The 21,214-nt window shown below is 43.5% G+C and carries 21 protein-coding genes and 2 tRNA genes; 11 read left to right on the forward strand and 12 right to left on the reverse strand.

The features are described 5' to 3' along the window. Positions 1-166 precede the first annotated feature (166 nt). The gene (gene nagP / locus ACHUFW_RS01260) at positions 167-1,468 is read left to right on the forward strand and encodes an N-acetylglucosamine MFS transporter NagP (protein WP_394200177.1); all 1,302 of its coding nucleotides are present in this window, start codon (positions 167-169) and stop codon (positions 1,466-1,468) included. Positions 1,469-2,337: 869 nt separating this feature from the next. Here the strand turns inward: nagP and ACHUFW_RS01265 are convergent. Continuing rightward, positions 2,338-2,413 (reverse strand) — tRNA-Thr (locus tag ACHUFW_RS01265). A 6-nt stretch (positions 2,414-2,419) separates the two neighbouring features. Beyond that, positions 2,420-2,495, reverse strand: a tRNA-Phe gene (locus tag ACHUFW_RS01270). Between the two features lie 358 nt (positions 2,496-2,853). Here ACHUFW_RS01270 and ACHUFW_RS01275 point away from each other — a divergent pair. Both ACHUFW_RS01275 and ACHUFW_RS01280 read left to right on the forward strand, forming a co-directional pair. Next, on the forward strand, positions 2,854-3,405 hold the full coding sequence (locus ACHUFW_RS01275) for a cytochrome b (protein ID WP_394200178.1): 552 nt from the start codon (positions 2,854-2,856) through the stop codon (positions 3,403-3,405). Then, positions 3,402-3,977: a YceI family protein gene (locus ACHUFW_RS01280; RefSeq protein ID WP_394200179.1), complete on the forward strand. Its 576-nt coding sequence runs from the start codon at positions 3,402-3,404 to the stop codon at positions 3,975-3,977. Before ACHUFW_RS01275 ends, ACHUFW_RS01280 begins: the two co-directional genes overlap by 4 nt. A 30-nt stretch (positions 3,978-4,007) precedes the next feature. Here ACHUFW_RS01280 and ACHUFW_RS01285 read toward each other — a convergent pair whose 3' ends face one another. Next, positions 4,008-4,286: an oxidative damage protection protein gene (locus ACHUFW_RS01285; protein ID WP_394200180.1), complete on the reverse strand. Its 279-nt coding sequence runs from the start codon at positions 4,284-4,286 to the stop codon at positions 4,008-4,010. Positions 4,287-4,288: 2 nt separating this feature from the next. After that, a complete protein-coding gene (gene mutY, locus ACHUFW_RS01290) occupies positions 4,289-5,344 on the reverse strand; it encodes an A/G-specific adenine glycosylase (protein ID WP_394200181.1) in 1,056 nt (351 codons plus the stop codon). A gap of 234 nt (positions 5,345-5,578) precedes the next feature. On the opposite strand from mutY, the gene trmB reads away from it, so the two are divergent. From trmB to ACHUFW_RS01315, 5 genes are all read left to right on the forward strand, one after another. Beyond that, positions 5,579-6,295: a tRNA (guanosine(46)-N7)-methyltransferase TrmB gene (trmB, locus tag ACHUFW_RS01295; protein WP_394200182.1), complete on the forward strand. Its 717-nt coding sequence runs from the start codon at positions 5,579-5,581 to the stop codon at positions 6,293-6,295. A 40-nt stretch (positions 6,296-6,335) separates the two neighbouring features. After that, positions 6,336-6,659, forward strand: a complete 324-nt coding sequence (locus ACHUFW_RS01300; protein WP_394200183.1) for a YggL family protein — start codon at positions 6,336-6,338, stop codon at positions 6,657-6,659. Beyond that, positions 6,659-7,573, forward strand: a complete 915-nt coding sequence (glsB, locus tag ACHUFW_RS01305; RefSeq protein WP_394200184.1) for a glutaminase B — start codon at positions 6,659-6,661, stop codon at positions 7,571-7,573. The genes ACHUFW_RS01300 and glsB overlap by 1 nt, the downstream gene beginning before the upstream one ends. 195 nt (positions 7,574-7,768) lie before the next feature. After that, the gene (locus ACHUFW_RS01310; protein WP_394200478.1) at positions 7,769-8,596 is read left to right on the forward strand and encodes a YggN family protein; all 828 of its coding nucleotides are present in this window, start codon (positions 7,769-7,771) and stop codon (positions 8,594-8,596) included. 352 nt (positions 8,597-8,948) lie between these two features. Continuing rightward, a complete protein-coding gene (locus tag ACHUFW_RS01315; protein ID WP_394200185.1) occupies positions 8,949-9,893 on the forward strand; it encodes a LysR family transcriptional regulator in 945 nt (314 codons plus the stop codon). Between the two features lie 617 nt (positions 9,894-10,510). Here the strand turns inward: ACHUFW_RS01315 and ACHUFW_RS01320 are convergent. The 8 genes from ACHUFW_RS01320 to ACHUFW_RS01355 form a co-directional block, all read right to left on the reverse strand. After that, complete coding sequence (locus ACHUFW_RS01320) at positions 10,511-12,358, reverse strand: DUF885 domain-containing protein (protein WP_394200186.1); 1,848 nt, start codon at positions 12,356-12,358, stop codon at positions 10,511-10,513. Between the two features lie 464 nt (positions 12,359-12,822). After that, positions 12,823-13,962 carry a radical SAM family heme chaperone HemW gene (gene hemW / locus ACHUFW_RS01325; protein ID WP_394200187.1) on the reverse strand — a complete coding sequence of 380 codons (1,140 nt, stop codon included), beginning with the start codon at positions 13,960-13,962 and terminating at the stop codon, positions 12,823-12,825. After that, a complete protein-coding gene (gene rdgB / locus ACHUFW_RS01330) occupies positions 13,962-14,564 on the reverse strand; it encodes an RdgB/HAM1 family non-canonical purine NTP pyrophosphatase (protein ID WP_394200188.1) in 603 nt (200 codons plus the stop codon). The genes hemW and rdgB overlap by 1 nt, the downstream gene beginning before the upstream one ends. Before the next feature lie 107 nt (positions 14,565-14,671). Continuing rightward, complete coding sequence (locus ACHUFW_RS01335) at positions 14,672-15,106, reverse strand: DUF4426 domain-containing protein (RefSeq protein WP_394200189.1); 435 nt, start codon at positions 15,104-15,106, stop codon at positions 14,672-14,674. Positions 15,107-15,218: 112 nt separating this feature from the next. Beyond that, complete coding sequence (gene yggU / locus ACHUFW_RS01340) at positions 15,219-15,506, reverse strand: DUF167 family protein YggU (protein ID WP_394200190.1); 288 nt, start codon at positions 15,504-15,506, stop codon at positions 15,219-15,221. Continuing rightward, a complete protein-coding gene (locus ACHUFW_RS01345) occupies positions 15,506-16,054 on the reverse strand; it encodes a YggT family protein (RefSeq protein WP_394200191.1) in 549 nt (182 codons plus the stop codon). The genes yggU and ACHUFW_RS01345 overlap by 1 nt, the downstream gene beginning before the upstream one ends. A gap of 30 nt (positions 16,055-16,084) precedes the next feature. Next, positions 16,085-16,903, reverse strand: a complete 819-nt coding sequence (gene proC, locus ACHUFW_RS01350) for a pyrroline-5-carboxylate reductase (protein ID WP_394200192.1) — start codon at positions 16,901-16,903, stop codon at positions 16,085-16,087. 114 nt (positions 16,904-17,017) lie between these two features. Further along, complete coding sequence (locus ACHUFW_RS01355) at positions 17,018-17,725, reverse strand: YggS family pyridoxal phosphate-dependent enzyme (RefSeq protein ID WP_394200193.1); 708 nt, start codon at positions 17,723-17,725, stop codon at positions 17,018-17,020. A gap of 35 nt (positions 17,726-17,760) precedes the next feature. Between ACHUFW_RS01355 and ACHUFW_RS01360 the strand changes: the two genes are divergently transcribed. The 3 genes from ACHUFW_RS01360 (at position 17,761) to ACHUFW_RS01370 (ending at position 21,156) form a co-directional block, all read left to right on the forward strand. Continuing rightward, on the forward strand, positions 17,761-18,798 hold the full coding sequence (locus tag ACHUFW_RS01360) for a type IV pilus twitching motility protein PilT (protein WP_394200479.1): 1,038 nt from the start codon (positions 17,761-17,763) through the stop codon (positions 18,796-18,798). A 14-nt stretch (positions 18,799-18,812) separates the two neighbouring features. Continuing rightward, positions 18,813-19,925: a PilT/PilU family type 4a pilus ATPase gene (locus ACHUFW_RS01365; RefSeq protein WP_394200194.1), complete on the forward strand. Its 1,113-nt coding sequence runs from the start codon at positions 18,813-18,815 to the stop codon at positions 19,923-19,925. Positions 19,926-20,022: 97 nt separating this feature from the next. Beyond that, positions 20,023-21,156, forward strand: coding sequence for a hypothetical protein (locus tag ACHUFW_RS01370; protein WP_394200195.1), 1,134 nt, complete (start codon positions 20,023-20,025; stop codon positions 21,154-21,156). The last annotated feature ends 58 nt before the right edge of the window (positions 21,157-21,214 follow it).

Below are 21,214 nucleotides of genomic sequence, written 5' to 3' on the forward strand. Positions count from 1 at the left end.
AATGACAGCGTTGTCTTTTTGGGTTTTATGTTTTAACATCAGTGAAACAATCAGCAATATCAACAATAAATTTTGCTTGTCCTCCCTACGGATTTTGGCAAATAAAATAGAGCCGATATCAGAGCCAATGGTATCAACATATTAATTACTATAAGAAAGTAGGCTTATGGAAATGACATTAAATAGTGAAAATAAACGCAGCAGTCTGATCCCCATGGCGATCGTTGCTGGCCTGTTTTTTATTCTCGGTTTTGCTACCTGGTTAAATGGCTCTTTGATGCCATACCTCAAGCAAATTCTACAACTCACCCCGTTCCAAGCCTCGCTAATCTTATTCTCTTTTTATATCGCAGTGACCTTTACCGCGTTGCCTTCAGCTTGGGTGATTCGCAAAGTCGGCTATAAAACCGGTATGGCTTTGGGGATGGCGGTGATGATGATAGCTGGCTTGCTGTTTATCCCAGCTGCTAAAACGCAAATTTTTGCGCTGTTTTTGTTTGCACAGTTGGTCATGGGAGCAGGGCAAACGCTACTGCAAACCGCGGTTAACCCTTATGTGGTTCGTCTAGGGCCTGAAGAGTCGGCTGCTGCGCGTGTTAGTGTGATGGGGATCCTCAATAAAGGGGCTGGTGTTATTGCACCTTTGGTGTTTACTGCGCTTATTCTAGATTCATTTAAAGACCGCGTAGGTACAGAACTTACTGCAGTGCAAATCGATGAAATGGCAAACAGCCTAGTGGTTCCTTATCTTGGCATGGCACTGTTTATTGGTCTGTTGGCGATATTAGTGAAAAAGTCGCCCCTTCCAGAGCTAGAAGGTGAAGAAGAAACGGTCAGCGCTGATAAAGGTCATACTCGTGAAGCGCTGTCTCACCCGAATCTAGCTTTGGGTGTTGTAGCCTTGTTTTTCTATGTTGCAGTAGAAGTGATTGCCGGCGATACCATTGGCACTTTTGCACTGTCGCTTGGTGTTGAAAACTACGGGGTGATGACCTCCTATACCATGGTATGTATGGTGGTTGGCTACACTTTGGGTATTTTAACTATCCCAAGATTTATCTCTCAGCCTAAAGCATTGATGATTTCGGCTATCCTAGGCGTTGTATTAACGATAGGTATTTTGGTTGGTGACAACGACTCTTATGCTATTGCTAACGCTGTACTTGTTCCACTCGGTGGTGCCATGTTACCAGACACCTTATTAATGATTGCTTTACTTGGTCTAGCAAATGCGATTGTTTGGCCAGCAGTCTGGCCTCTAGCACTATCTGGCTTAGGTAAATTAACCAGTACAGGTTCTGCGTTGCTGGTCATGGGTATTGCTGGTGGTGCGTTCGGTCCACTGTTTTGGGGATTAAGTTCCGGCACTTCTTTAGGTATGCAGGGCGGTTACGCTGTGATGTTGCCATGCTATCTATTTATTTTGTTCTATGCGGTAAAAGGCTACAAAATGAAAAGCTGGAAATAGCTGCTAGTCATTGTTGTATAAAAGGGAGCCTCGAGCTCCCTTTTTTAATCACTAATATCTTACGCCACAGCCAGCAATTAGTAAGTAATGACAGTCTATAAAAGCCTGAAGCTTTATTTAAGTTGCAGAGCTTTGCAGCTGTGCGGCGAAGTTCACGGTGGTTTTATCTCTCTTTACTTAGCTACTTCACTAATTAACTACTTCACCAATTAACCACTTCACTATTTTATGGGCGCACTAATGGCCGCTCAGCGTCAATTGATACCAATCGGCTTAAGAAAGTGATCTACTCAGAGCTATTTTAGGCAAACTAGTTCGAGACGAATAACTTAAGTAATAGTGGTTCTATTGGGAAGTTATTCAACGAAGAAGTAGGCAGTCCCAAAAAGCGCCCAAAGGGCGAGTTTTAGCACTTCTGATACTGTGTAAACGAACTTGAACGTAGAGTCACTATGCCCTTCATTCGTTGCAAGCCACATGGATGTGGTGAATGTCATTAATGCACGACTATAGGGATATAGGAGGTAGAGTAACGCAGGAGCAGTTACCGAGGAGCATTTAATGACCTTGTCTCAGAACCGCTAAACTCTCGCTGAGTGAGCACATCTTTATGCTGATTGGTATGATCGCTTTATGAGCCTCTGGGTTATAAGGTAAACAATAACAGCACTATTGCTGTGCTAGCACTGCAACGATTAGTCAGAATTCGGTCGTTGGTATTAGTTGGGCTGGAACAGCTTGTTAGTCACCCTTGGCGATATACATTTAACCTGATTTCGATTTGTTGCGAGGCCCATGGTTGACCGACTTTAGCAATCAAAAAAACTGGGGATGAAAAAAAGCCACTCGATTGAGTGGCTTTTCTTATATGGTGCCGGCACCAAGAGTCGAACTCGGGACCTACTGATTACAAGTCAGTTGCTCTACCAACTGAGCTATGCCGGCAAATTGTGGTGCCCGAACCCGGAATCGAACCAGGGACACGAGGATTTTCAATCCTCTGCTCTACCAACTGAGCTATTCGGGCAACTAAACTAAGCGTTAGTTAACTACTTCAAACTGGGTGTTTGTGACCCGTCTCGTTTGGAGTGCGCGTATAATATAGCGATGATATTTTTCCTGCAAGTGCTTTTTTTAATAATTTTCACTGCTTGCTCAGGAAATGCGCAAACTGCTGTAATTTTGTTTCATCAAGGCTGTCAGTTGCTGTGTATTGTCGGTTTTATCGCCTTTTAGTCGCTCAATAACCTATGGGTTTCGAATAAACAGCTTGCTAAGAAGAGTACACCTTTCTAAAAAATCGAAAGGTTTACCCAATTAATAACAGTTTTTAATTTTTTAAGCTCTGTATATGCTTTTTGGTAAGTTTTTTAGGGAAAAATATTATGTTTAGGAATAATAAACAGGGCTACGGCATTATTTCCATTTCACTTCATTGGATCAGTGCTATCACGATTTTAGGCTTATTTGGCTTAGGCTTCTGGATGGTGGAGCTAACCTACTATAGTCGCTGGTATCAAAGAGCACCTGAAATCCATAAATCGATAGGGTTATTATTGCTGCTGGTTACTGTCGTGCGGTTGATCTGGCGTCAATCAAACCCTAAGCCTGTTGAGCTTTCCCACAAGCGATGGGAGCAGACTGTTGCTAGTTGGACTCACAGAGCACTTTATTTACTGCTTTTGCTTATTCTGGTTTCGGGGTATCTCATCTCGACAGCAGATGGGCGACCTATTTTAGTATTCGATTGGTTTTCAGTTCCTAGCATGGGGGAGCTCTTCGATGAGCAGGCCGATTTAGCTGGGCTTGCTCACCAATATTTAGCATATACCTTGATTGGATTGGTGGTGTTGCATGTTTTAGGTGCACTTAAACATCAGTTCATTGATAAAGACAATACGCTTTTAAAGATCATCAAACCTAAGGAAAACAGATGAAAAAATCATTGTATGGCATGGTTGCTGCCGCAACACTTATGACGTCTCCGGCTTTATTGGCTGCAGATTATGTTATCGACACTCAAGGTGCACATGCTTCAATTCAATTCAAAGTGAATCATTTAGGCTATAGCTTTGTAGTAGGGCGCTTTAATGAGTTTGAAGGCAAATTTAGTTATGATGCCAAAGCTATCGACGCATCGACTTTTGATGTGAGCATTAACACCGCAAGTGTTGATTCAAATCATGCTGAACGCGACAAGCATTTACGTGGTGCAGATTTCCTTAATACCAATAAATTCCCCAAAGCAACTTTTAAGTCTACATCTGCTGTAGATAAAGGTGATGGTCAGTTTATTTTAAATGGTGAGCTGACCTTAAATGGAGTGACGAAACCTATCGCTATCGATGCTAAAGTAGTTGGTGAAGGGCAAGACCCGTGGGGAGGCTATCGTGCCGGCTTTGTGGGTGAAACTGAATTCGCTCTTAAAGATTACGATGTCAAAATGGACTTAGGTCCCGCTTCAAGTCATGTGCAGCTTTCACTGGTTGTTGAAGGTATAAAGCAATAAAGAAAAAGGCGCCTTAATGGCGCCTTTTTATTATTCATCATCTTTTTGCGGTACATAACCTTCGATTTCGACATCTTTACCTTCGAATAAGAAGCTAATCATCTGCTCTTCTAGGAATTTTCTGTCGTCAACATTCATCATGTTTAGCTTATTTTCATTGATAAGCATGGTTTGCTTAGCCTGCCATAATGTCCAAGCTTCTTGACTGATATTATCAAATATACGTTTGCCAAGCTCACCGGGATATAGTTGGAATGCTAGGCCGTCTGCCTCTTTTTTTAAATACTGGCAATTTACTGTGCGAGCCATGATTACTCCTTAATTGATACGGTTCCTAAACTGGCTAAAATGCGCTCAGTAGCAGCAGCAAGGCCAACTTTAGGTGGTGTGGCTATGTTATACCAGACAGTGCGATTAGGTTCCATAATCTGATTACTTGTTGGCGTGGTAAACGCCACATAAGCAGTAATATCCAGATGAAAATGACTAAATGTATGTCTAAATGCGGTCAGCTCGACGTTATCCAGCATTAACTGATTTAATTCAACATAGCGTGTTAACTCATCGAGGTTATCAAACTGCGGAAAGCACCATAATCCCCCCCAAATACCCGCAGCAGGGCGTTTAATCATCATGGTTTGTTCGCTATCAATAACAGCCAACATATAAGCTGATTTTGCTGGGATCTGTTTTTTGGGCTTTTTACCTGGATATTCGCTTTGCTTGCCGGCGCGTTGAGCTTGGCAATCTACGGCTATTGGACATGCACTACATTGCGGTTTGCTGCGCGTACAGATGCTGGCACCCAAATCCATCATTGCCTGGTTGTACTTTTGTATCTCAGCTTGGGGCGTATATTGCTCAGTAAGCTGCCATAATGCATTTTCAACCGCTTTGGTCCCAGGCCAACCTTCAATGGCTGCGTGACGGGCTAAGACTCTTTTGACATTGCCATCTAAGATAGGGTGATGTTGACCTAAAGATAGCGATAAAATCGCTCCGGCGGTCGAGCGGCCAATCCCCGGCAGTGCAATAACCTGATCAAATTGTTCAGGAAACTTCCCCTCATAATCGTCACGAATAAGTTGCGCCGCTTTATGTAGGTTTCTGGCTCTCGCGTAATAACCGAGCCCTGTCCAATAATGTAATACCTCATCTTGCTCGGCATCTGCAAGGTCAGTAATGGTCGCGAAACGAGAGATAAATCGCTCATAGTAAGGGATAACGGTAGCCACTTGCGTTTGTTGCAGCATAATTTCCGAAATCCAAACTTTATAAGGTGTTTTTTGTTGTTGCCAAGGAAGGTGTTTGCGTCCGTGGTTGTCGTACCACGTCACGACACGCTGGCTGAAGCTTTTTATTGTCATGGCGCCAGTGTAACCATGGCCAGTTGTTGAGACAACAAATATTAACCTTTGGTGATGTGCTAATTCGCACCTTTTTGTATTCTTGGTATACTTTGGCAACGATAAGGGTTGCACTGTTCAGTTAACTTTGGATAATGCCTGCTCTTTGACATATTAACATTGCCAAGTGTTGCCCACGATATTGTGGTTGTATCACCGGCCAAATGAGCTAAGTAAGATAGAGGCGTAAAGCAAATGAGCGAAGTAACCACTGCTGAATTTAACGAAGAAGGTAAGTACCTTCGCAAAGTGAGAAGCTTTGTTTTACGTGAAGGGCGGTTGACTAAGGGCCAAGCACAAGCATTCGAACAGCAATGGCCAACAATGGGGTTAGATTATTCTCCTGAGCCATTAGATTTAACGGCCGTGTTTGGCCGAGAAGCTGATACCGTCCTTGAAATTGGTTTTGGTATGGGTGCTTCGCTGGTTGAAATGGCAAAAGCAGCGCCTGAGCTTAACTTTATTGGTATTGAAGTGCACAAGCCTGGTGTAGGGGCTTGTTTAGCGGAAGCTGCAGAAGCTGGCGTGACTAATTTACGTGTATTTCATCATGATGCAGTTGAAGTGCTTGAAAACTCCATTAAGCCGGCGTCATTAGCTCGTGTACAGCTGTTTTTCCCCGATCCTTGGCATAAAAAGCGTCATCATAAACGCCGTATTGTACAGCCTGAGTTTGTACAAACCATTCGCCAAGCGCTTAAGCTCGGTGGTGTTTTTCATCTTGCGACCGATTGGGAAAATTACTCAGAACATATGCTAGAAGTGATGAGTGCAGCCCCAGGGTATAAAAATCAATCTGAAACGGGTGATGTAGTTCCCCGTCCAGACCATCGACCATTAACTAAGTTTGAAGCGCGTGGCCATCGTTTGGGACACGGCGTTTGGGACTTGATGTTTGAACGAGATCAGTAAGTTACTACAACAATATCTAAATCATTAGGGGAATGTGATTATGGCAACACGTAGTCGTCGTTTACGCAAGAAGTTACGTATTGATGAGTTTCAAGAGCTAGGTTTTGATGTCAACTGGACTTTTAATGAATCAGTGACCGAAGCACAAATAGATAGTCTAGTAGACGCGTTTATTGATACGGTTATCGAGCCTAGAAACCTAGGGTTCCATGGCGGTGGGCACAAGGAGTGGGAAGGCATTATCGCAACCCAAACCATTGGTAAGTGTACCGAAGACGATCGTCAGGCAGTAAAAGCATTTTGGGATGCGCAAGATGTCAAAGATGTCGAAATAAGCGAGCTGTATGATATTTGGTGGAGTTAATGCCAGATAAGCAAATGCTCGAGCAGGTGCTCGAGCAAGTGCGACCACTGCTTGGGCAAGGAAAGGTCGCAGACTATATTCCCGCCTTGGCAAACGTCAATGCCAATAAGCTCGCCATAGCAATCACCACGCTAGATGGAACCACAATTGGTGCTGGAGATTATCTCGAGCCATTTTCCATTCAAAGTATTTCCAAAGTATTTAGCCTTACTTTGGCACTTACACTTTATGAAGAGCATGAGATTTGGTCACGGGTAGGTAAAGAGCCTTCAGGACAATCATTTAATTCTCTTGTTCAAGTTGAGTTAGAAAGAGGCTTACCTAGAAACCCATTCATTAACGCTGGCGCGTTAGTGATTGCTGACTTGCTTCAAGGACGCTTAGGAGCGCCTAAGCAAAGAATGTTGGAAGTCGTCCGTAAACTAAGTAATAACCCCCACCTTTGTTATGACAAAGTCGTAGCGGCATCAGAATATGAGCATAGTGCACGAAACGCAGCGATTGCTTATTTAATGAAATCGTTCGGCAATTTCAACAATGATGTCGATACCGTGCTACAAAGCTATTTTCATTATTGTGCTTTACGGATGAGTTGTGTCGACCTTTCTCGTGCAATGCTGTATTTAGCTAATGCCGGAACCACAATTCGTGGCGATAGATTAGTGTCACCGGTTCAAACAAGGCAACTCAATGCTTTGCTGGCCACGTCGGGCCTGTATGATGGCGCCGGTGAATTTGCTTATCGGGTTGGAATGCCGGGCAAAAGTGGCGTTGGTGGCGGCATTATTGCGGTGATACCTGGTGATATGTCTGTGTGCGTCTGGTCACCAGAGTTAGATAAAAATGGTAATTCGTTAGCGGGAACTGCTGCATTGGAATTACTTTGCCAATCTCTAGGTCGGTCGATATTTTAAAACTTAGTCAATGTCACTAAAAGTTAGTGGAATTGTTAATTTACTGCTCGTTTATTTTTTACTCTCAGCACCCTTTTCCCTATAAAACAGCGTCTTACAATGTTGGCACGATGCCTGCTTTAACTTCATTATAATCAGTTTTAGGCTTCGGCTTTAACCGAGCAATCAGTTTTCAGACATAAAGGACAATGAATGATGAACAAATTAGCGGCTTCAATTGGCATGACAGCAATGGTATTAGCAACAACGGCTTCTGCTTGGGCTCATGATGGAAATGGAAACCACGTTAGTTTTGGTGAAGGCAAGCAGTGTGATGTGGCATTAAACTATGATGTTGCAGTCGAGCCGAAAAAACTCACCGTGAGCGATGCTGGTAAAGAAGTTTACCGAGTGGAGCTGGGTAAGTTGTTTGTAGAAGGCAAGGAGATCGACCTTAATAGCAGTCAACAAGCGCTTGTGAATGAATATAGCGAGCAAGTTTCTCAACAAGTGCCTGAAGTGATTGAGTTGGTCAATGATGCAGTACAGATAGCGACGACAGCAGTGAGTATGGCGTTAACTCCATTACTAGGAGACGCTACTGGCGCAAAAATTGATCAAATGATGGACAGCTTAAGTCAACGTATTGATTCGGTTGCTTATCAAAACGGCGATAAATTTTATATTGGTGCCACTGAGTCTTCATTAGAGCAAACATTTGGTGAAGATTTTGAAAAAGAACTTGATCAGCTAGTGCAAAGTTCAATTGGTAGCCTAATGATGACATTAGGTAGCGAAATGATGTCCGGAGATGGCAATACTTTCGAAGAGAAAATGAATTCATTTAGTCAGAAAATGGAACGTATTGGCGAAGATATTGAACGAGAAATGGAGTTGCAAGCACAAGAGCTAGAGCATAGAGCGGAGCGAGTTTGTGACAATTTTGAACAGTTGCTTATTACTGAAAATAAACTGCGTGCCCAAGTGCCTAGCTTAAAAAATTATGCGCTTATTGATACAAGTAATAAAACACTTCGTGAGTAAGCTAAGCATTTAACATCTTTTCTCCTTGTTGCGCCCAACCGCAATTGCAACGGCCCTAAATTCATTCCCATTTAGGGCTTTTTTCGTTCATCACGCTAAAGTCTGATGTGCTTATACTTTTGGATTATCTTTATTGAAAAATACATATTAGAAATAATTGGCAAATCTTTGGTATACTTAAAAAAATAATAACAATATCGATCAGGTTTTTTGATAAAACACTGATTGCATAACTGACCCTACTTACGCATATTCTAAATTTATTTAAACATGTTGGATTGAGATTTCAATCTGTAATTGTTTGAATTTTATTGAATATTATTGGTGTCGCAAATACCTGAAGGCGATTTACATGTTAGAACTTTTGGAACCTATTGCAATTTTTACCCATGTTGCTCGGGCTGGCAGCTTTAGCTCCGCGGCACGTAAATTAGGCATATCTAAATCTAAGGTAAGTACTCAAGTTGCTGACTTGGAGCATAAATTAGGTGTGCAGCTAATTCAAAGAACGACGCGCAGTTTAAGTTTGACCGAAGCTGGTCAATTACTTTATACCCAAGGTGAAGAGTTACTTAGGGATGCCGATCAAGCTGTAGCGAGCGTACATAATCTTAATGACGCCACTCGCGGTGTCTTGAAAGTAGGGATCTCTCAGTCATTCGGTACCATGCATATTATTCCTGCACTACCTGAGTTTATGGCAAAACATCCTGAACTTGAGCTGCAAGTGAGCTTGCTTGACCACAAAGTGGATGTTGTCAGTGAGGGCTTGGATTTGCTACTGACAATGTCGGAGCAGTTGCCATTAGGTATGGTGGCTCGACCGCTGATGAAATGTCAGTTCTTGTTAACGGCTTCGCCTGAGTACATTGCTAAACATGGTCAACCAGAGCGACCTGAACAGTTAGTTGATCACAATTGCTTGGTTTATCATGGTGAGTGGCATGAACACAGTGTATGGCAGTTCAAGCGCGGTGAAGACTATTGCGAAATAGGTGTTTCAGGTAACTTCCGGGTTGATAATGCCCCTGCGTTGAAGTCAGCAGCGGTTAGTGGTTTAGGGGTGGTGTATTTAGCGAGCTATCTGCTAGAAGATGAAATTGCCAAAGGTACACTGGTGCCATTATTGCCTGAGTGGCAACTGACTAACCACCTACCATTGCAAGCGGTTTATCCACGCAGAAAGCACTTGGCTCCCAAAGTCAGCGCATTTATTGATTTTATTAAAGAGCACATTGGTACGCCGCCATATTGGGATGCGCCTTATGCTGAGTTGTATGCGAAGCGAAAATCTTAAATAAAATTAAGGTAAAGCTATCGATTTGAATGCTTTTTGTTCAGTAAATTTATAAGCTTACTGGAAACATTGTTTCATAGTTAGAACAAAAAAGCTCTCTAGGTAAGGCTTGAGGGCTTTTTTATTTTTAAAACAGTATTTTAGACTACTTTTATCGTGGCGATTTTTAGATGCTTTGTTTAGCTCTTGCTAATGATTGCAAGGGGTTTATGTTGCCATTTGTTCTGTAAATAATACAATGGAATAAATTGAATTAAGGAGTCTGAGACCCTTAAAAAAACTAAAGAATGACCCCTCTTGGTTTTTTTCTGCAGACAGCCGTTAAGCAACTTTAATTCAATGCTGGCAGTGGTTTAATAACTAAAACAATGTCGGCTTTAAACCATCATCCTAGTTTTTGGTTTACCCCAGCTTTTAGCTGGGGTGATTTTTCTTTGTACTTCCTGCTTTTACACACTTTTCCAATTAAGTCATTTGCTATTACTGTCGCAGTTATGGCTGGTGCTCGACTATTTTCCTTGGTGAAACCATTGATACTGGTTGCTATTATTTCGCCGCAATAAAAAGCCACCGTGAAGGTGGCTTAATGTTTGCGAGCTTAGTCTTAACTCAATGGGTTAAGCTTGTTGTGCTTTAATCCAAAGATCGACTTGTTGCTCTAAATAATCTAACGGTAGCGGGCCATTTTCCAATATCAGTGTATGGAAAGCGGCAATATCGAATTTGTCACCCAGCGCAGTTTTCGCTTTCTCGCGCAATGCTAATATTTTAATCATACCCACCTTATAAGCGGTTGCTTGAGCTGGCATGACGATATGTCTTTCAACCATTTTCACAGCATCTGACTTAGCATTAGGGGTATTGTTGACGTAATACTCAATGCCTTGTTCACGACTCCACTTTTTCGCATGGATCCCTGTGTCTACTACTAGGCGGCATGAGCGCCAAAGCTCCATCGCTAAGCGGCCAAAGTCTGAATAAGGGTCGCTATATAAGCCCATCTCTTTCGGGAAGTACTCACTGTATAATCCCCATCCCTCAATATAGGCTTGATAACCACCAAAGCGTCTAAATTTGGGAACCCCTTGCAGCTCTTGAGCAATGGCAATTTGCATGTGATGGCCGGGTGTTCCTTCATGGTAAGCTAGGGCTTCCATCTGATATTTTGGCATGGCCTCCATGTCATACAAGTTTGCGTAATACACCCCTGGACGTGAACCATCTGGTGAAGGCTGATTGTAGAAAGCTTTGCCGGCAGACTTTTCTCTGAAAGCTTCAACGCGTTTTACCACCATAGGGGCTTTAGGTTTAACGTTAAAGACTTCATCGAGACGTGATGTCATATTATCAATTAATGCCGTTGCTTCAGTTAGGTAAGCTTGACGGCCTTCCTCTGTTGCAGGGTAATAAAACTGCTTGTCTTCGCGCATGAATTTAAAGAAAGCGGCTAAATCGCCTTTAAAGTCGACTTTCTTCATAATGGCGCGCATTTCATCGTGAATACGAGCAACTTCACTAAGACCAAGCTGGTGGATTTCATCTGCGGTCATATCGGTCGTTGTCGTTCTTGCCAACGCCATATTGTAAAACTGTTCACCATTTTCAAAGCGCCATACACCATCACGGGTATCAGCACGTTTTTCCAGCTGACTGACATAGCTAATTAGCGCTTTATAGGCTGGTTCAACTTGCTTGATAAGCGCTGATTTAGCTTGCTTTAACAGGGCTTCTTGTTGGGACTGACTAATATCAAGTTTAGCGACTTTACGTTTGAAGTCCGCCCAAATGGCACTGTCTTCGCCATCTTGAAATGGCGCACCTATGATGATGTTTTCACTGTCCGATAGCACATAAGGAAATACAAATTTGGGTGCAATAATGCCTTTTTCAGCGCGGACCTCTAATGCTTGAGTGAGTTGATGTAGATTGCTGGGCACCGCTTTAAGGCGAGCGATGTACGCCTCTGCGTCACTGAGTTCATTAATCTGGTGCTGATTGATGAGGAATGAAGCGATAAATGAGTGGCCACCGTACATCTGGTTTACTGGGTAGCTGTAATGGCGCCATTGATGTTGTTCAACCGCTTGAGATAGGCGAGCATTAAGCAGATCAAAACTCAGTTTTGTTTGCTTATCCAGTTTGCTTGTATCTAAGGCATTTAGCTGAGCTAGGTGTTTCTTGGCTAACGCTAGATCTTTCTCATCGGCCTGTTCACCGCGTTCATCCCATTTATCATAATCTGTTTTGATCCCTAGCTGAGTTTGGGTTGTTGGGCTAGACATCACGTTATCCATGAAAATCTGCTCAAATAGTTCATTTGCTTTTTGGGATTCACTGTTAAGTGTTTGCACAACGGGTTGACTGGGGCTAGCTAGGCCGTTGCCATTATTAGCTAAAGCGTGAGGGGTAGTGATTAATGTACTCAGGGTTAAAGCGATAAGTGTCGTTGTTGTTTTTATTTGCATAGCGATGTTCCTATTATTATTGCTAGCTATCCTAATATAAGGCAGAGGTTAACTTTCGAATATAATTGTTAGCAGATGTGTATAGTGTGGAAATAAAGGACGGGCGCACAGATAGTTTGGGGGATAAGTGCTATAAGCTGCAGTTTTCATGCCACTTAATAGACTAAAAGAGGTGTTTAGTTTGGGCGTATCAAATGTTCTCAATTAATCTCTGTTCGAAGCGAGACCTTCCGCCAAAAGCGCTTTAACCCTGGTGAGCGTTAAGTTATTTTCCGCCTAGCATACGAAGCAAAATAGCGCTTAATAAAGCGTAAACCGCTTGTAGCCCAACCCTTCAGGCAGCGTTTGTCGCTGCTTTCTGCGTTGTTATCGGCTTATCAAATAGCTGCCAACTATTAAAGCCTCTGCCTTGTATCAATAAGCGACAAACTGCAGTAAAAATCAACGCGAAAGATTAATGCGTTCTAGTCACAAAATAGACTTAATAGTTCGTTAACGAACATGCTGCCCTTGGCCGTTAATTGCCAATGGTTTGGGCTTATTTCAACTAAACCTTTAGTTGCCGCGTGTTGCATTTGGGTTTCAATGGTCGATGCGGGCAATCCGGTGCGCTGCTCAAACTCATCCTTTGGGATTGCAGCCATTAACCGGAAACGGTTCATCAAATACTCTAATGCTCGCTCATCTGGCTCGATAGTATTTTTATCAAATAGATAATCTTTACCGGATAAATAGCCTTTAGGGTGTTTTATCTTAACGGTTCTGAATATTTGCTGATGTCCAATATCGGTAATTTTCCCATGTGCTCCGCAGCCGATGCCAATATAGTCACCAAATTGCCAATAGTTAATATTGTGCTGACATTGAAAACCTGGTTTGGCGTAGGCAGATATTTCGTATTGCTGATAGCCCAGTTGCGCCAGCTTTTTCTGCCCCTGCTCATATATATGCCATAGGGCTTCATCATCAGGCAGAGTTGGCGGCTTAGAGTGAAACAGGGTATTGGGTTCAATCGTCAGTTGATACCAAGACAGGTGAGGCGGTTGTAACTTAGCCGCTTGTTCAATATCAGCCATTGCTTGGTCAAAGCTTTGGTTAGGTAGCCCATGCATTAAATCGAGATTGAAGCTATTAAAGCCAGCTTTTTGCGCCTCTTTTGCTGCCGCTTGCGCTTCATTTTTATCATGAATTCGCCCGAGTAAATTCAACTTGTCACTAGCAAAACTCTGCACACCTATAGACAATCTGTTGATACCGGCTTCACGGTAGGCATGCAATGCATCGTGCTCAAGCGTACCGGGGTTCGCTTCCATGGTAATTTCAATGCCATCTTTAAATGCAATGGCGTTTTGAACACCATTTAAGAGCCGTTTTATTTGGGCTGCATCAAACAACGATGGCGTGCCGCCGCCAATGAAAATCGAGTGTAGCTTACGTCCCTGCACGTAAGGCAAATCGATAGCTAAGTCAGCAAGCAAGGCGTCAACATATGCTTGCTGGGGCAGCTCTCCGTGCTGTCCATGGGAGTTAAAGTCGCAATAGGGGCATTTTTGCACACACCAGGGTATATGGATGTACAGACTCAGAGGAGGAAGCTGCAACATTAGGCAAGCACACCTTTTTCACGCATTTGTGCTAGCAGCAGTTGCATTGCTTTACCGCGGTGGCTAAGGCTATTTTTTTGCTCGCTGCTAAGTTCTGCCGCCGTGCGCTGATAACCCTCTGGAATAAAAATCGGATCATATCCATGACCGTTGGTGCCAACAACCTCGAAACCAATGGTTCCTTCCCAAGATGCTTGGCAAATTATCGGCGTTGGATCGTCGGCATGGCGCATATATACCAAGACACATTGGAATCGTGCGGAGCGGTTTTCCTGCTCTGTTGCGAGTGCATCAAGCAGCTTTAGGTAGTTATCTTTTGCAGAGGCATTTTCGCCACCATAGCGAGCGGAGTATATACCGGGCTGACCATTGAGAAGATCAACTTCTAACCCTGAGTCATCTGCAATTGCAGGTATCCCGGTGACCTTTGCCGCGTGGCGCGCTTTAATGATGGCGTTTTCTACGAAGGTGGTGCCTGTTTCGGGGACTTCCACTACGTCGAAATGACTTTGTGGTAAGACTTCAATATCGAACTCAGACAAGATTTCAGAAAATTCTTTCAATTTTCCTTTGTTACCACTAGCCAATACTATTTGTTTCATCGGGTCACCTCTGGGGCTATATTTTTGCGCGCCATGATACCCAAGGACGACCCAAAACGATAGTTAAACAAAGCAAAAACCATTAAAGCATTTGCCGCGTTAGTGGTTTATTCAACATAGAATTTTTGTTTGAACTTCAGCTGCGTATTGAGTTCATTGTCATGCTTGATTGCGATTTGAAAATTAATTTCCTGATCATCGCGGTAGGGGACTTCAGCAATATAGTATATTGCACTGCCTTCACGGATCTCTCTGAAATCGAGGTTGATTCGAGCGTCTAGCAAATTGTTGGCTATGCCAGATATTTCCACAGGCACTGCAGGGTGGCCTGGTTTACTATTTTCCAGAACCGAAATATTAATGATGCCAGTGTAGCTACTTCGTTTGATGCCATATGTCTTGGCAATCGACGGCGTTAAAAAGGTGCTGCCTAAGGCAACATAGTGAATATCAAAGTTACCCACCACTTGCTTTTGCTCTGCTTGCACTGGTTGAGTTAGGGCAAAAAACACAATCATTGTACTTATTAGTAAACGTACCATAGTGATACTCCTTGGTTGACGTTTCTATCTATTATAGGGGATGGCGTGGGCTTGAGCTTGGTTTACTGTATTTTGTTACGATTTTAACCCGTATTGCCATTTGTATGGATGCTCAAAGCCATGGAGCTATGATCTCCGGTAGTTGCTTGGGCTTTAGCACTTTCACTTGTTTGTGTCTGCCCAGTTCACCTTTGGTAATCACAATATCGCTTTTAGGGACTTTAAAGGCTTTGGCAAGCCATTTTGTTAAATGGGCATTTGCTTTGCCATCTATAGGTGGCGCTGTAATGGCAACTTTAAGCTCATCGCCATGTAATCCGACCCATTTATCGCGGCTTGCTTTAGGTTGTATGTACAAATTAAGCAGCAAGTTGTCTTGCTGCTTAATCACCGCTGCCATTATACGTTAGCCCAGAACGGTACGTATTGGCTTAGAAGAATATTAAGGAAATTGAGAATTATCATCATAACAAGCAATGATAAATCTAAGCCTCCCATAGGAGGAAGAATACGGCGAATGGGCGCGAGTAGTGGCTCAGTTAATTGGCCCATGACCATTTCGATAGGATTATGGCCTTGGCTTACCCAGCTTAAAATTGCGCGGATGATGAGCATCCAGAATAAAAGTACGCCAGCCTCTTTAATTACCGACACCACAGAAACGATAAATATGGTTACTATATCGATATTTGCACCGGCCATTAAGCTCAAAATAACAAACTTGGCAATGACGACCAGCAGAGCCAGTACGACCGAGGCTGTATCGAGGTTGCCCATTGAGGGGAGCACGCGACGCATTGGAGCGACGATTGGGTGCGTGGCTTTGACGACAAACTGGCTAAACGGGTTATAAAAATCGGCACGGGCTAGCTGTAGCCAAATGCGCAGAATCACCACCATTAGATATAGGTCAAAGATAGTGCTAACTAAAAAACTAAATGCGTTCATTGTTGCTCTCTATTTAAGGTCAATAATCAATTAATATTGTTTAGCCATTTCTTCAGCTCTGGCGATACAATCATGCATTGCACTGCGAACAATACCACGCAAATCAGCTTGTTCAAATGCAGCAATCGCTTGTGCTGTTGTACCGCCCTTAGAAGTCACGTTTTCACGTAGCTGCGCCGCGCTAAGTTGTGGGTTTTGCTTTACCATGGCTGCAGCGCCCATGGCGGCCTGCTGAACTAATGCTCTTGCGGCCTTTTCATCAACCCCATCTTGTTTGGCGCTGTCGATCATCGCTTCCATCATCAAGAAAAAATAGGCCGGTGAACTTCCCGCTAGGGCGATCACTTGGTTGAGTTCGTCTTCTTGCTCGACCCAAACGACTTCGCCTCCGCTAGCCATTAGCTGCTCAACATAGTGCTTGTCAGCGGCAGAAATACTGTCATCGGCGTATAAACCTGTCATACCAACACCAATCTGTGTTGGCGTGTTAGGCATAGTACGCACTAGCTTAATGGGTTGAGCAAAATAGTCTTGATAACGCTTTGCAGTAACGCCAGCAGCGATAGTGATGACTAACTTATTGCTCATGTCTAATTGGCTTAGCTGTTGGCAAACCTGTTCCATTAAGTGAGGTTTTACGCATAACACCACCACGTCAGATTGTTCCGCGGCAGCTAGGTTGTCATTTGAAATGTTAATCTGCAATTGCTGCGCAAGTTCATCAAGCTTTGGCTGGCTGGGGTTTGTCGCGTGAATAAGCTGCGGGTTGTATCCACTTTTTACCAAACCACTGGTAATGCTGCGAGTCATATTTCCTGCGCCAATAAAGCATATTGTTTTTTCTATCATTACAGCTCTCTAAGCTCCTGCTTTTGAGACGTTTACGGGTGTTAAGTTGTTTTAGTTCAAAACCCGATAACACGTTATCTTATCAAGTGGTTGTAGAGTCTACCCTATTTGTTGTTACGCAGCACCTGAGGAATAATCCCTTGCACCAAAAATTGCCGTGCCAATTCGAACCATCGTAGAGCCATGGGCAACAGCCTGTTCAAGGTCATTGCTCATGCCCATCGACAGCGTATCAATACTCGAATATTGCTGCTTTAGCTCGCTATAGAGTGTTTGCATGGCACTGAGCTCTTGGTGTTGCTGCTCAGTTGAGCACTCGGCACTGGGTATTGCCATAATGCCTCTAAGGCATAAGTTGCCAAGTTGGCTAATCTCTTGAGCCAGAGTATAGGCTTGATCGACACTGCAGCCCGACTTACTGGCCTCACCACTAATATTGATTTGAATACAGACATTGAGTGGCGCTTGGTTATCTGGCCGTTGTTCATTTAGGCGCTGGGCAATTTTTGGCCGTGATACGGTATGCATCCAGTCAAAGTTTTCGGCAACAATTTTGCTTTTGTTTGATTGTAATGGGCCAATGAAGTGCCAAACAATATCAGGGCATTGTTGTGCTAAAGCCTGAACCTTTTGTTCGCCTTCTTGCACGTAGTTTTCGCCGAAATGACGTTGGCCGGCCTCGTAAGCGGCAACAATTTGCGATATCGGTTTGGTTTTGCTCACAGCAAGTAAATGAATATCTGCTGGATCTCGTGTCGATTTTTGCGCCGCTTGGCTAATTCTTAGGTGGGCGTTAGCCAGTCTGTCTGCTATTGTTGTCATGATGTAAGTTTTTGGTTGAATGGATGTCCCGAACTATGGAAATCACAGAGTTACTTGCCTTTAGTGTAAAACACAATGCTTCAGATCTACACCTTAGTGCTGGCGTTTCGCCAATGATACGGGTAGATGGTGAAGTCAGAAAGATCAATCTGCCGGCTTTAGATCATCAAGGCGTGCATAGTTTAGTCTATGACATAATGAATGATAAGCAGCGCAAAGATTTCGAAGAGCATTTAGAGATAGATTTCTCCTTTGAAGTCCCCAATTTAGCGCGTTTTCGTGTCAATGCTTACAACCAGTCACGCGGTGCGGCGGCAGTATTTCGTACCATTCCCAGCGATATTTTAAGTCTAGAGCAACTCGGCGCTCCAGAGATTTTTAAGAAAATCTCAAGTTATCCACGTGGGTTAGTTTTGGTGACGGGACCCACTGGTTCGGGTAAGAGTACGACCTTAGCGGCGATGATTGATTACATTAATGAAAATCGCCATGACCATATTCTGACCATTGAAGATCCTATCGAATTTGTTCATCAAAATAAGCAATGCTTGATTAACCAACGTGAAGTGCATAAGCACACTCACAGCTTTAACGCAGCACTAAGAAGTGCCTTGCGTGAGGATCCTGATGTGATTCTTGTTGGTGAGATGCGTGACCTTGAAACGATTCGCTTAGCGATGACAGCGGCAGAAACCGGCCATTTAGTTTTCGGTACTTTGCATACCACCTCTGCGGCTAAGACCATTGACCGTGTGGTTGATGTCTTCCCTGAAGGTGAAAAGGGCATGGTGCGAACCATGTTATCAGAATCTTTGCAGGCGGTAATTTCACAAACTTTGATCAAGAAAGTCGGTGGCGGTCGTGTTGCGGCCCATGAAATTATGATGGGAACACCGGCTATTCGTAACCTGATCCGCGAAGATAAAGTCGCGCAAATGTACTCGGCGATTCAGACCGGTATGGCCCATGGTATGCAAACCTTGGATCAGTGCTTACAGAACTTAGTCAATCGCGGTCAAATTACCCGTGAAGATGCCATGTCGAAAAGTGCGAATAAACAAACGACCTTTTAATTAGGAAGCTTAATATGGATGTCCTACCGTTTTTAAAGGTAATGATTGAGCGTCAAGCATCTGATTTATTCATTACCGCTGGGTTTCCACCTAGTGCAAAAATTGATGGTGAATTACGGCCACTTGCAGAAAATGCGTTCACACCCGAGCAATCGTTGGCGTTTGTTGAAGCGGTAATGAATGATGCTCAAAAGCAAGAGTTTCATGAATCTCGCGAATGTAACTTTGCATTTGCGGCAAAAGGACTAGGCCGCTTTCGTGTGAGTGCTTTTTGGCAGCGTGAGGCACCTGGCTGCGTTATGCGGCGTATTGAAACGAAAATTCCATTGGTTGATGACTTAAAGTTACCGCCAATTTTAAAAGATTTGGTAATGAGTAAGCGTGGCCTAATCATCATGGTTGGTGGTACCGGTACGGGTAAGTCTACATCGTTAGCGGCGTTAGTGGGTTACCGCAACGCTAATGCTAGGGGGCATATTTTAACCATTGAAGATCCGGTTGAATTTGTCCACGACCATCGCAAGAGTATTATTACTCAGCGTGAAGTAGGCATTGATACTGAATCATTTGATGCTGCGTTGAAAAGCTCGTTACGTCAGGCTCCTGATGTGATTTTGATTGGTGAGATCCGCACCCAAGAAACCATGGAGTTTGCGTTATCGTTTGCTGAAACCGGCCACCTTTGTATGGCTACCCTGCACGCCAACAACGCCAACCAGGCTTTAGATCGTATTATGCACTTGGTGCCAGAGAACAAGCATCAACAGTTGCTATTCGATTTATCGCTAAACCTTCGAGGAATTGTTGCTCAGCAATTGATCCCGAAAAGCGATGGTACCGGTCGCCGCGCGGCCATTGAGGTGTTAATCAATACACCGCGTGTTGCTAGCCTTATCGCTAAAAATGAGCTTCATGTGTTGAAAGAAACCATGGCCAAATCTAATGAGCAAGGAATGCAGACATTTGACCAAGCTCTACTACAGTTATATAGCGAAGGTGAAATCTCTTATGCAGATGCGCTTCACCATGCTGACTCCCCTAATGATTTACGTCTGATGATAAAACTACAAAATTCAGATTCACCAAGCTCAGGCTTTATGGAAGGGGTGACCTTAGACCTCGACTAATTGCAATGATAGTCGTATTAAGTAAAACAGGTGAATGCCTGTTTTACTTTTTTATTTGCAAATTGATGGAAAGTAACTCCCTTACAAGGATGAGTGAATGATGAATACAAGCAACAAACCTACGCCTAAGTTACACCATGTTTGGCGAGCATGTTTGCTAGCAATGGCCTGCTCAGCGACTCAAGCCAATGCGATTCCTATAAACGATGAGTGGGATGTTGGTGGCGCGCTGCGGGTCAATTATGGTTGGAAGGATTATGACAGTGATGACTCTATTGAGTTTGAGCTGTTTCGTGTCGATGTGAATTACCAATCTGATGTCCTATACGGGTCGGCTCAGTACCGTTGGTACAAAGATATCGATGTCATTCACCATGCTTATATTGGCTACCACATAAATGAGCAAAACAAGATTCAGATGGGAGTTACCCAAGTTCCCTTTGGCATCTTACCTTATAACTCTCACTCATTTTGGTTTAGTGCTAATTATTACCTTGGCTTTGAAGACGATTATGATACCGGTTTCCATTGGATAAACGAAACTGGCAGTTGGCGCTGGGATCTGGCTTACTTTATCAGTGATGAATATGCCGACGGTACTGAGTTTGACCGCTATTCATTCGATATTGCCACTACTGCAGATTCTGCTTATGAAGAAGCGGGACAAGTTAATTTGCGCGGTGAAAATACCATTAAATCTGGCGAGTTCAGTCATAAAGTTGGCGCGTCATTACAGTGGCAGCAGCTTGAGTATCAGGGTGATACCGCAGGTGCCGGCCCTGGCGATGATATCGAAGGTTATGCTGGTGCTGTTCACTGGCAAATGGACTGGCAGCAATGGCAAACGCAGCTGCAGTATATGCACTATTACTACGATACACCGTCAGATAAACGAGTCGCATTATCGGCATTTGCTTTCCCATTTGAGATTGCTAATGAAGCCGATGTGATCACCGCAAATATCGCTAAAGGCTTTGATGTTGATTGGGGACCCATTACCCACCTTAATTGCTACAACGACTATAGTCAGATTTTTGCGTCAGGCCAGGGACGAGCGGATTCGATTCAGAATGTGACAGGCTGTGCCATTACTGCTGGAAAGTTCTATTCCTATGTAGATTGGATTGCCGGTAACAATATGTGGTTTATCAATGGACCCGGTATCGGTATTGATGAAGGAGAGCAACGCTGGAGTTCTCGTTTAAATGTTAACATCGGCTTTTATTTTTAATTTCTGCCATTTACATGTTAGAAATGGACTTAAGTTGATCCAATTTGTTCGGTTTGAC

Source organism: Shewanella waksmanii (genome assembly GCF_043643685.1).
GTDB classification, from domain to species: Bacteria; Pseudomonadota; Gammaproteobacteria; order Enterobacterales; family Shewanellaceae; genus Shewanella; species Shewanella waksmanii_A.

Coding starts and splice junctions, on each gene's coding strand:
- nagP (WP_394200177.1), top strand. CDS start 167: ATGGAAATGACATTAAATAGTGAAAATAAACGCAGCAGTCTGATCCCC.
- ACHUFW_RS01275 (WP_394200178.1), top strand. CDS start 2,854: ATGTTTAGGAATAATAAACAGGGCTACGGCATTATTTCCATTTCACTT.
- ACHUFW_RS01280 (WP_394200179.1), top strand. CDS start 3,402: ATGAAAAAATCATTGTATGGCATGGTTGCTGCCGCAACACTTATGACG.
- ACHUFW_RS01285 (WP_394200180.1), bottom strand. CDS start 4,286: ATGGCTCGCACAGTAAATTGCCAGTATTTAAAAAAAGAGGCAGACGGC.
- mutY (WP_394200181.1), bottom strand. CDS start 5,344: ATGACAATAAAAAGCTTCAGCCAGCGTGTCGTGACGTGGTACGACAAC.
- trmB (WP_394200182.1), top strand. CDS start 5,579: ATGAGCGAAGTAACCACTGCTGAATTTAACGAAGAAGGTAAGTACCTT.
- ACHUFW_RS01300 (WP_394200183.1), top strand. CDS start 6,336: ATGGCAACACGTAGTCGTCGTTTACGCAAGAAGTTACGTATTGATGAG.
- glsB (WP_394200184.1), top strand. CDS start 6,659: ATGCCAGATAAGCAAATGCTCGAGCAGGTGCTCGAGCAAGTGCGACCA.
- ACHUFW_RS01310 (WP_394200478.1), top strand. CDS start 7,769: ATGAACAAATTAGCGGCTTCAATTGGCATGACAGCAATGGTATTAGCA.
- ACHUFW_RS01315 (WP_394200185.1), top strand. CDS start 8,949: ATGTTAGAACTTTTGGAACCTATTGCAATTTTTACCCATGTTGCTCGG.
- ACHUFW_RS01320 (WP_394200186.1), bottom strand. CDS start 12,358: ATGCAAATAAAAACAACAACGACACTTATCGCTTTAACCCTGAGTACA.
- hemW (WP_394200187.1), bottom strand. CDS start 13,962: ATGTTGCAGCTTCCTCCTCTGAGTCTGTACATCCATATACCCTGGTGT.
- rdgB (WP_394200188.1), bottom strand. CDS start 14,564: ATGAAACAAATAGTATTGGCTAGTGGTAACAAAGGAAAATTGAAAGAA.
- ACHUFW_RS01335 (WP_394200189.1), bottom strand. CDS start 15,106: ATGGTACGTTTACTAATAAGTACAATGATTGTGTTTTTTGCCCTAACT.
- yggU (WP_394200190.1), bottom strand. CDS start 15,506: ATGGCAGCGGTGATTAAGCAGCAAGACAACTTGCTGCTTAATTTGTAC.
- ACHUFW_RS01345 (WP_394200191.1), bottom strand. CDS start 16,054: ATGAACGCATTTAGTTTTTTAGTTAGCACTATCTTTGACCTATATCTA.
- proC (WP_394200192.1), bottom strand. CDS start 16,903: ATGATAGAAAAAACAATATGCTTTATTGGCGCAGGAAATATGACTCGC.
- ACHUFW_RS01355 (WP_394200193.1), bottom strand. CDS start 17,725: ATGACAACAATAGCAGACAGACTGGCTAACGCCCACCTAAGAATTAGC.
- ACHUFW_RS01360 (WP_394200479.1), top strand. CDS start 17,761: ATGGAAATCACAGAGTTACTTGCCTTTAGTGTAAAACACAATGCTTCA.
- ACHUFW_RS01365 (WP_394200194.1), top strand. CDS start 18,813: ATGGATGTCCTACCGTTTTTAAAGGTAATGATTGAGCGTCAAGCATCT.
- ACHUFW_RS01370 (WP_394200195.1), top strand. CDS start 20,023: ATGATGAATACAAGCAACAAACCTACGCCTAAGTTACACCATGTTTGG.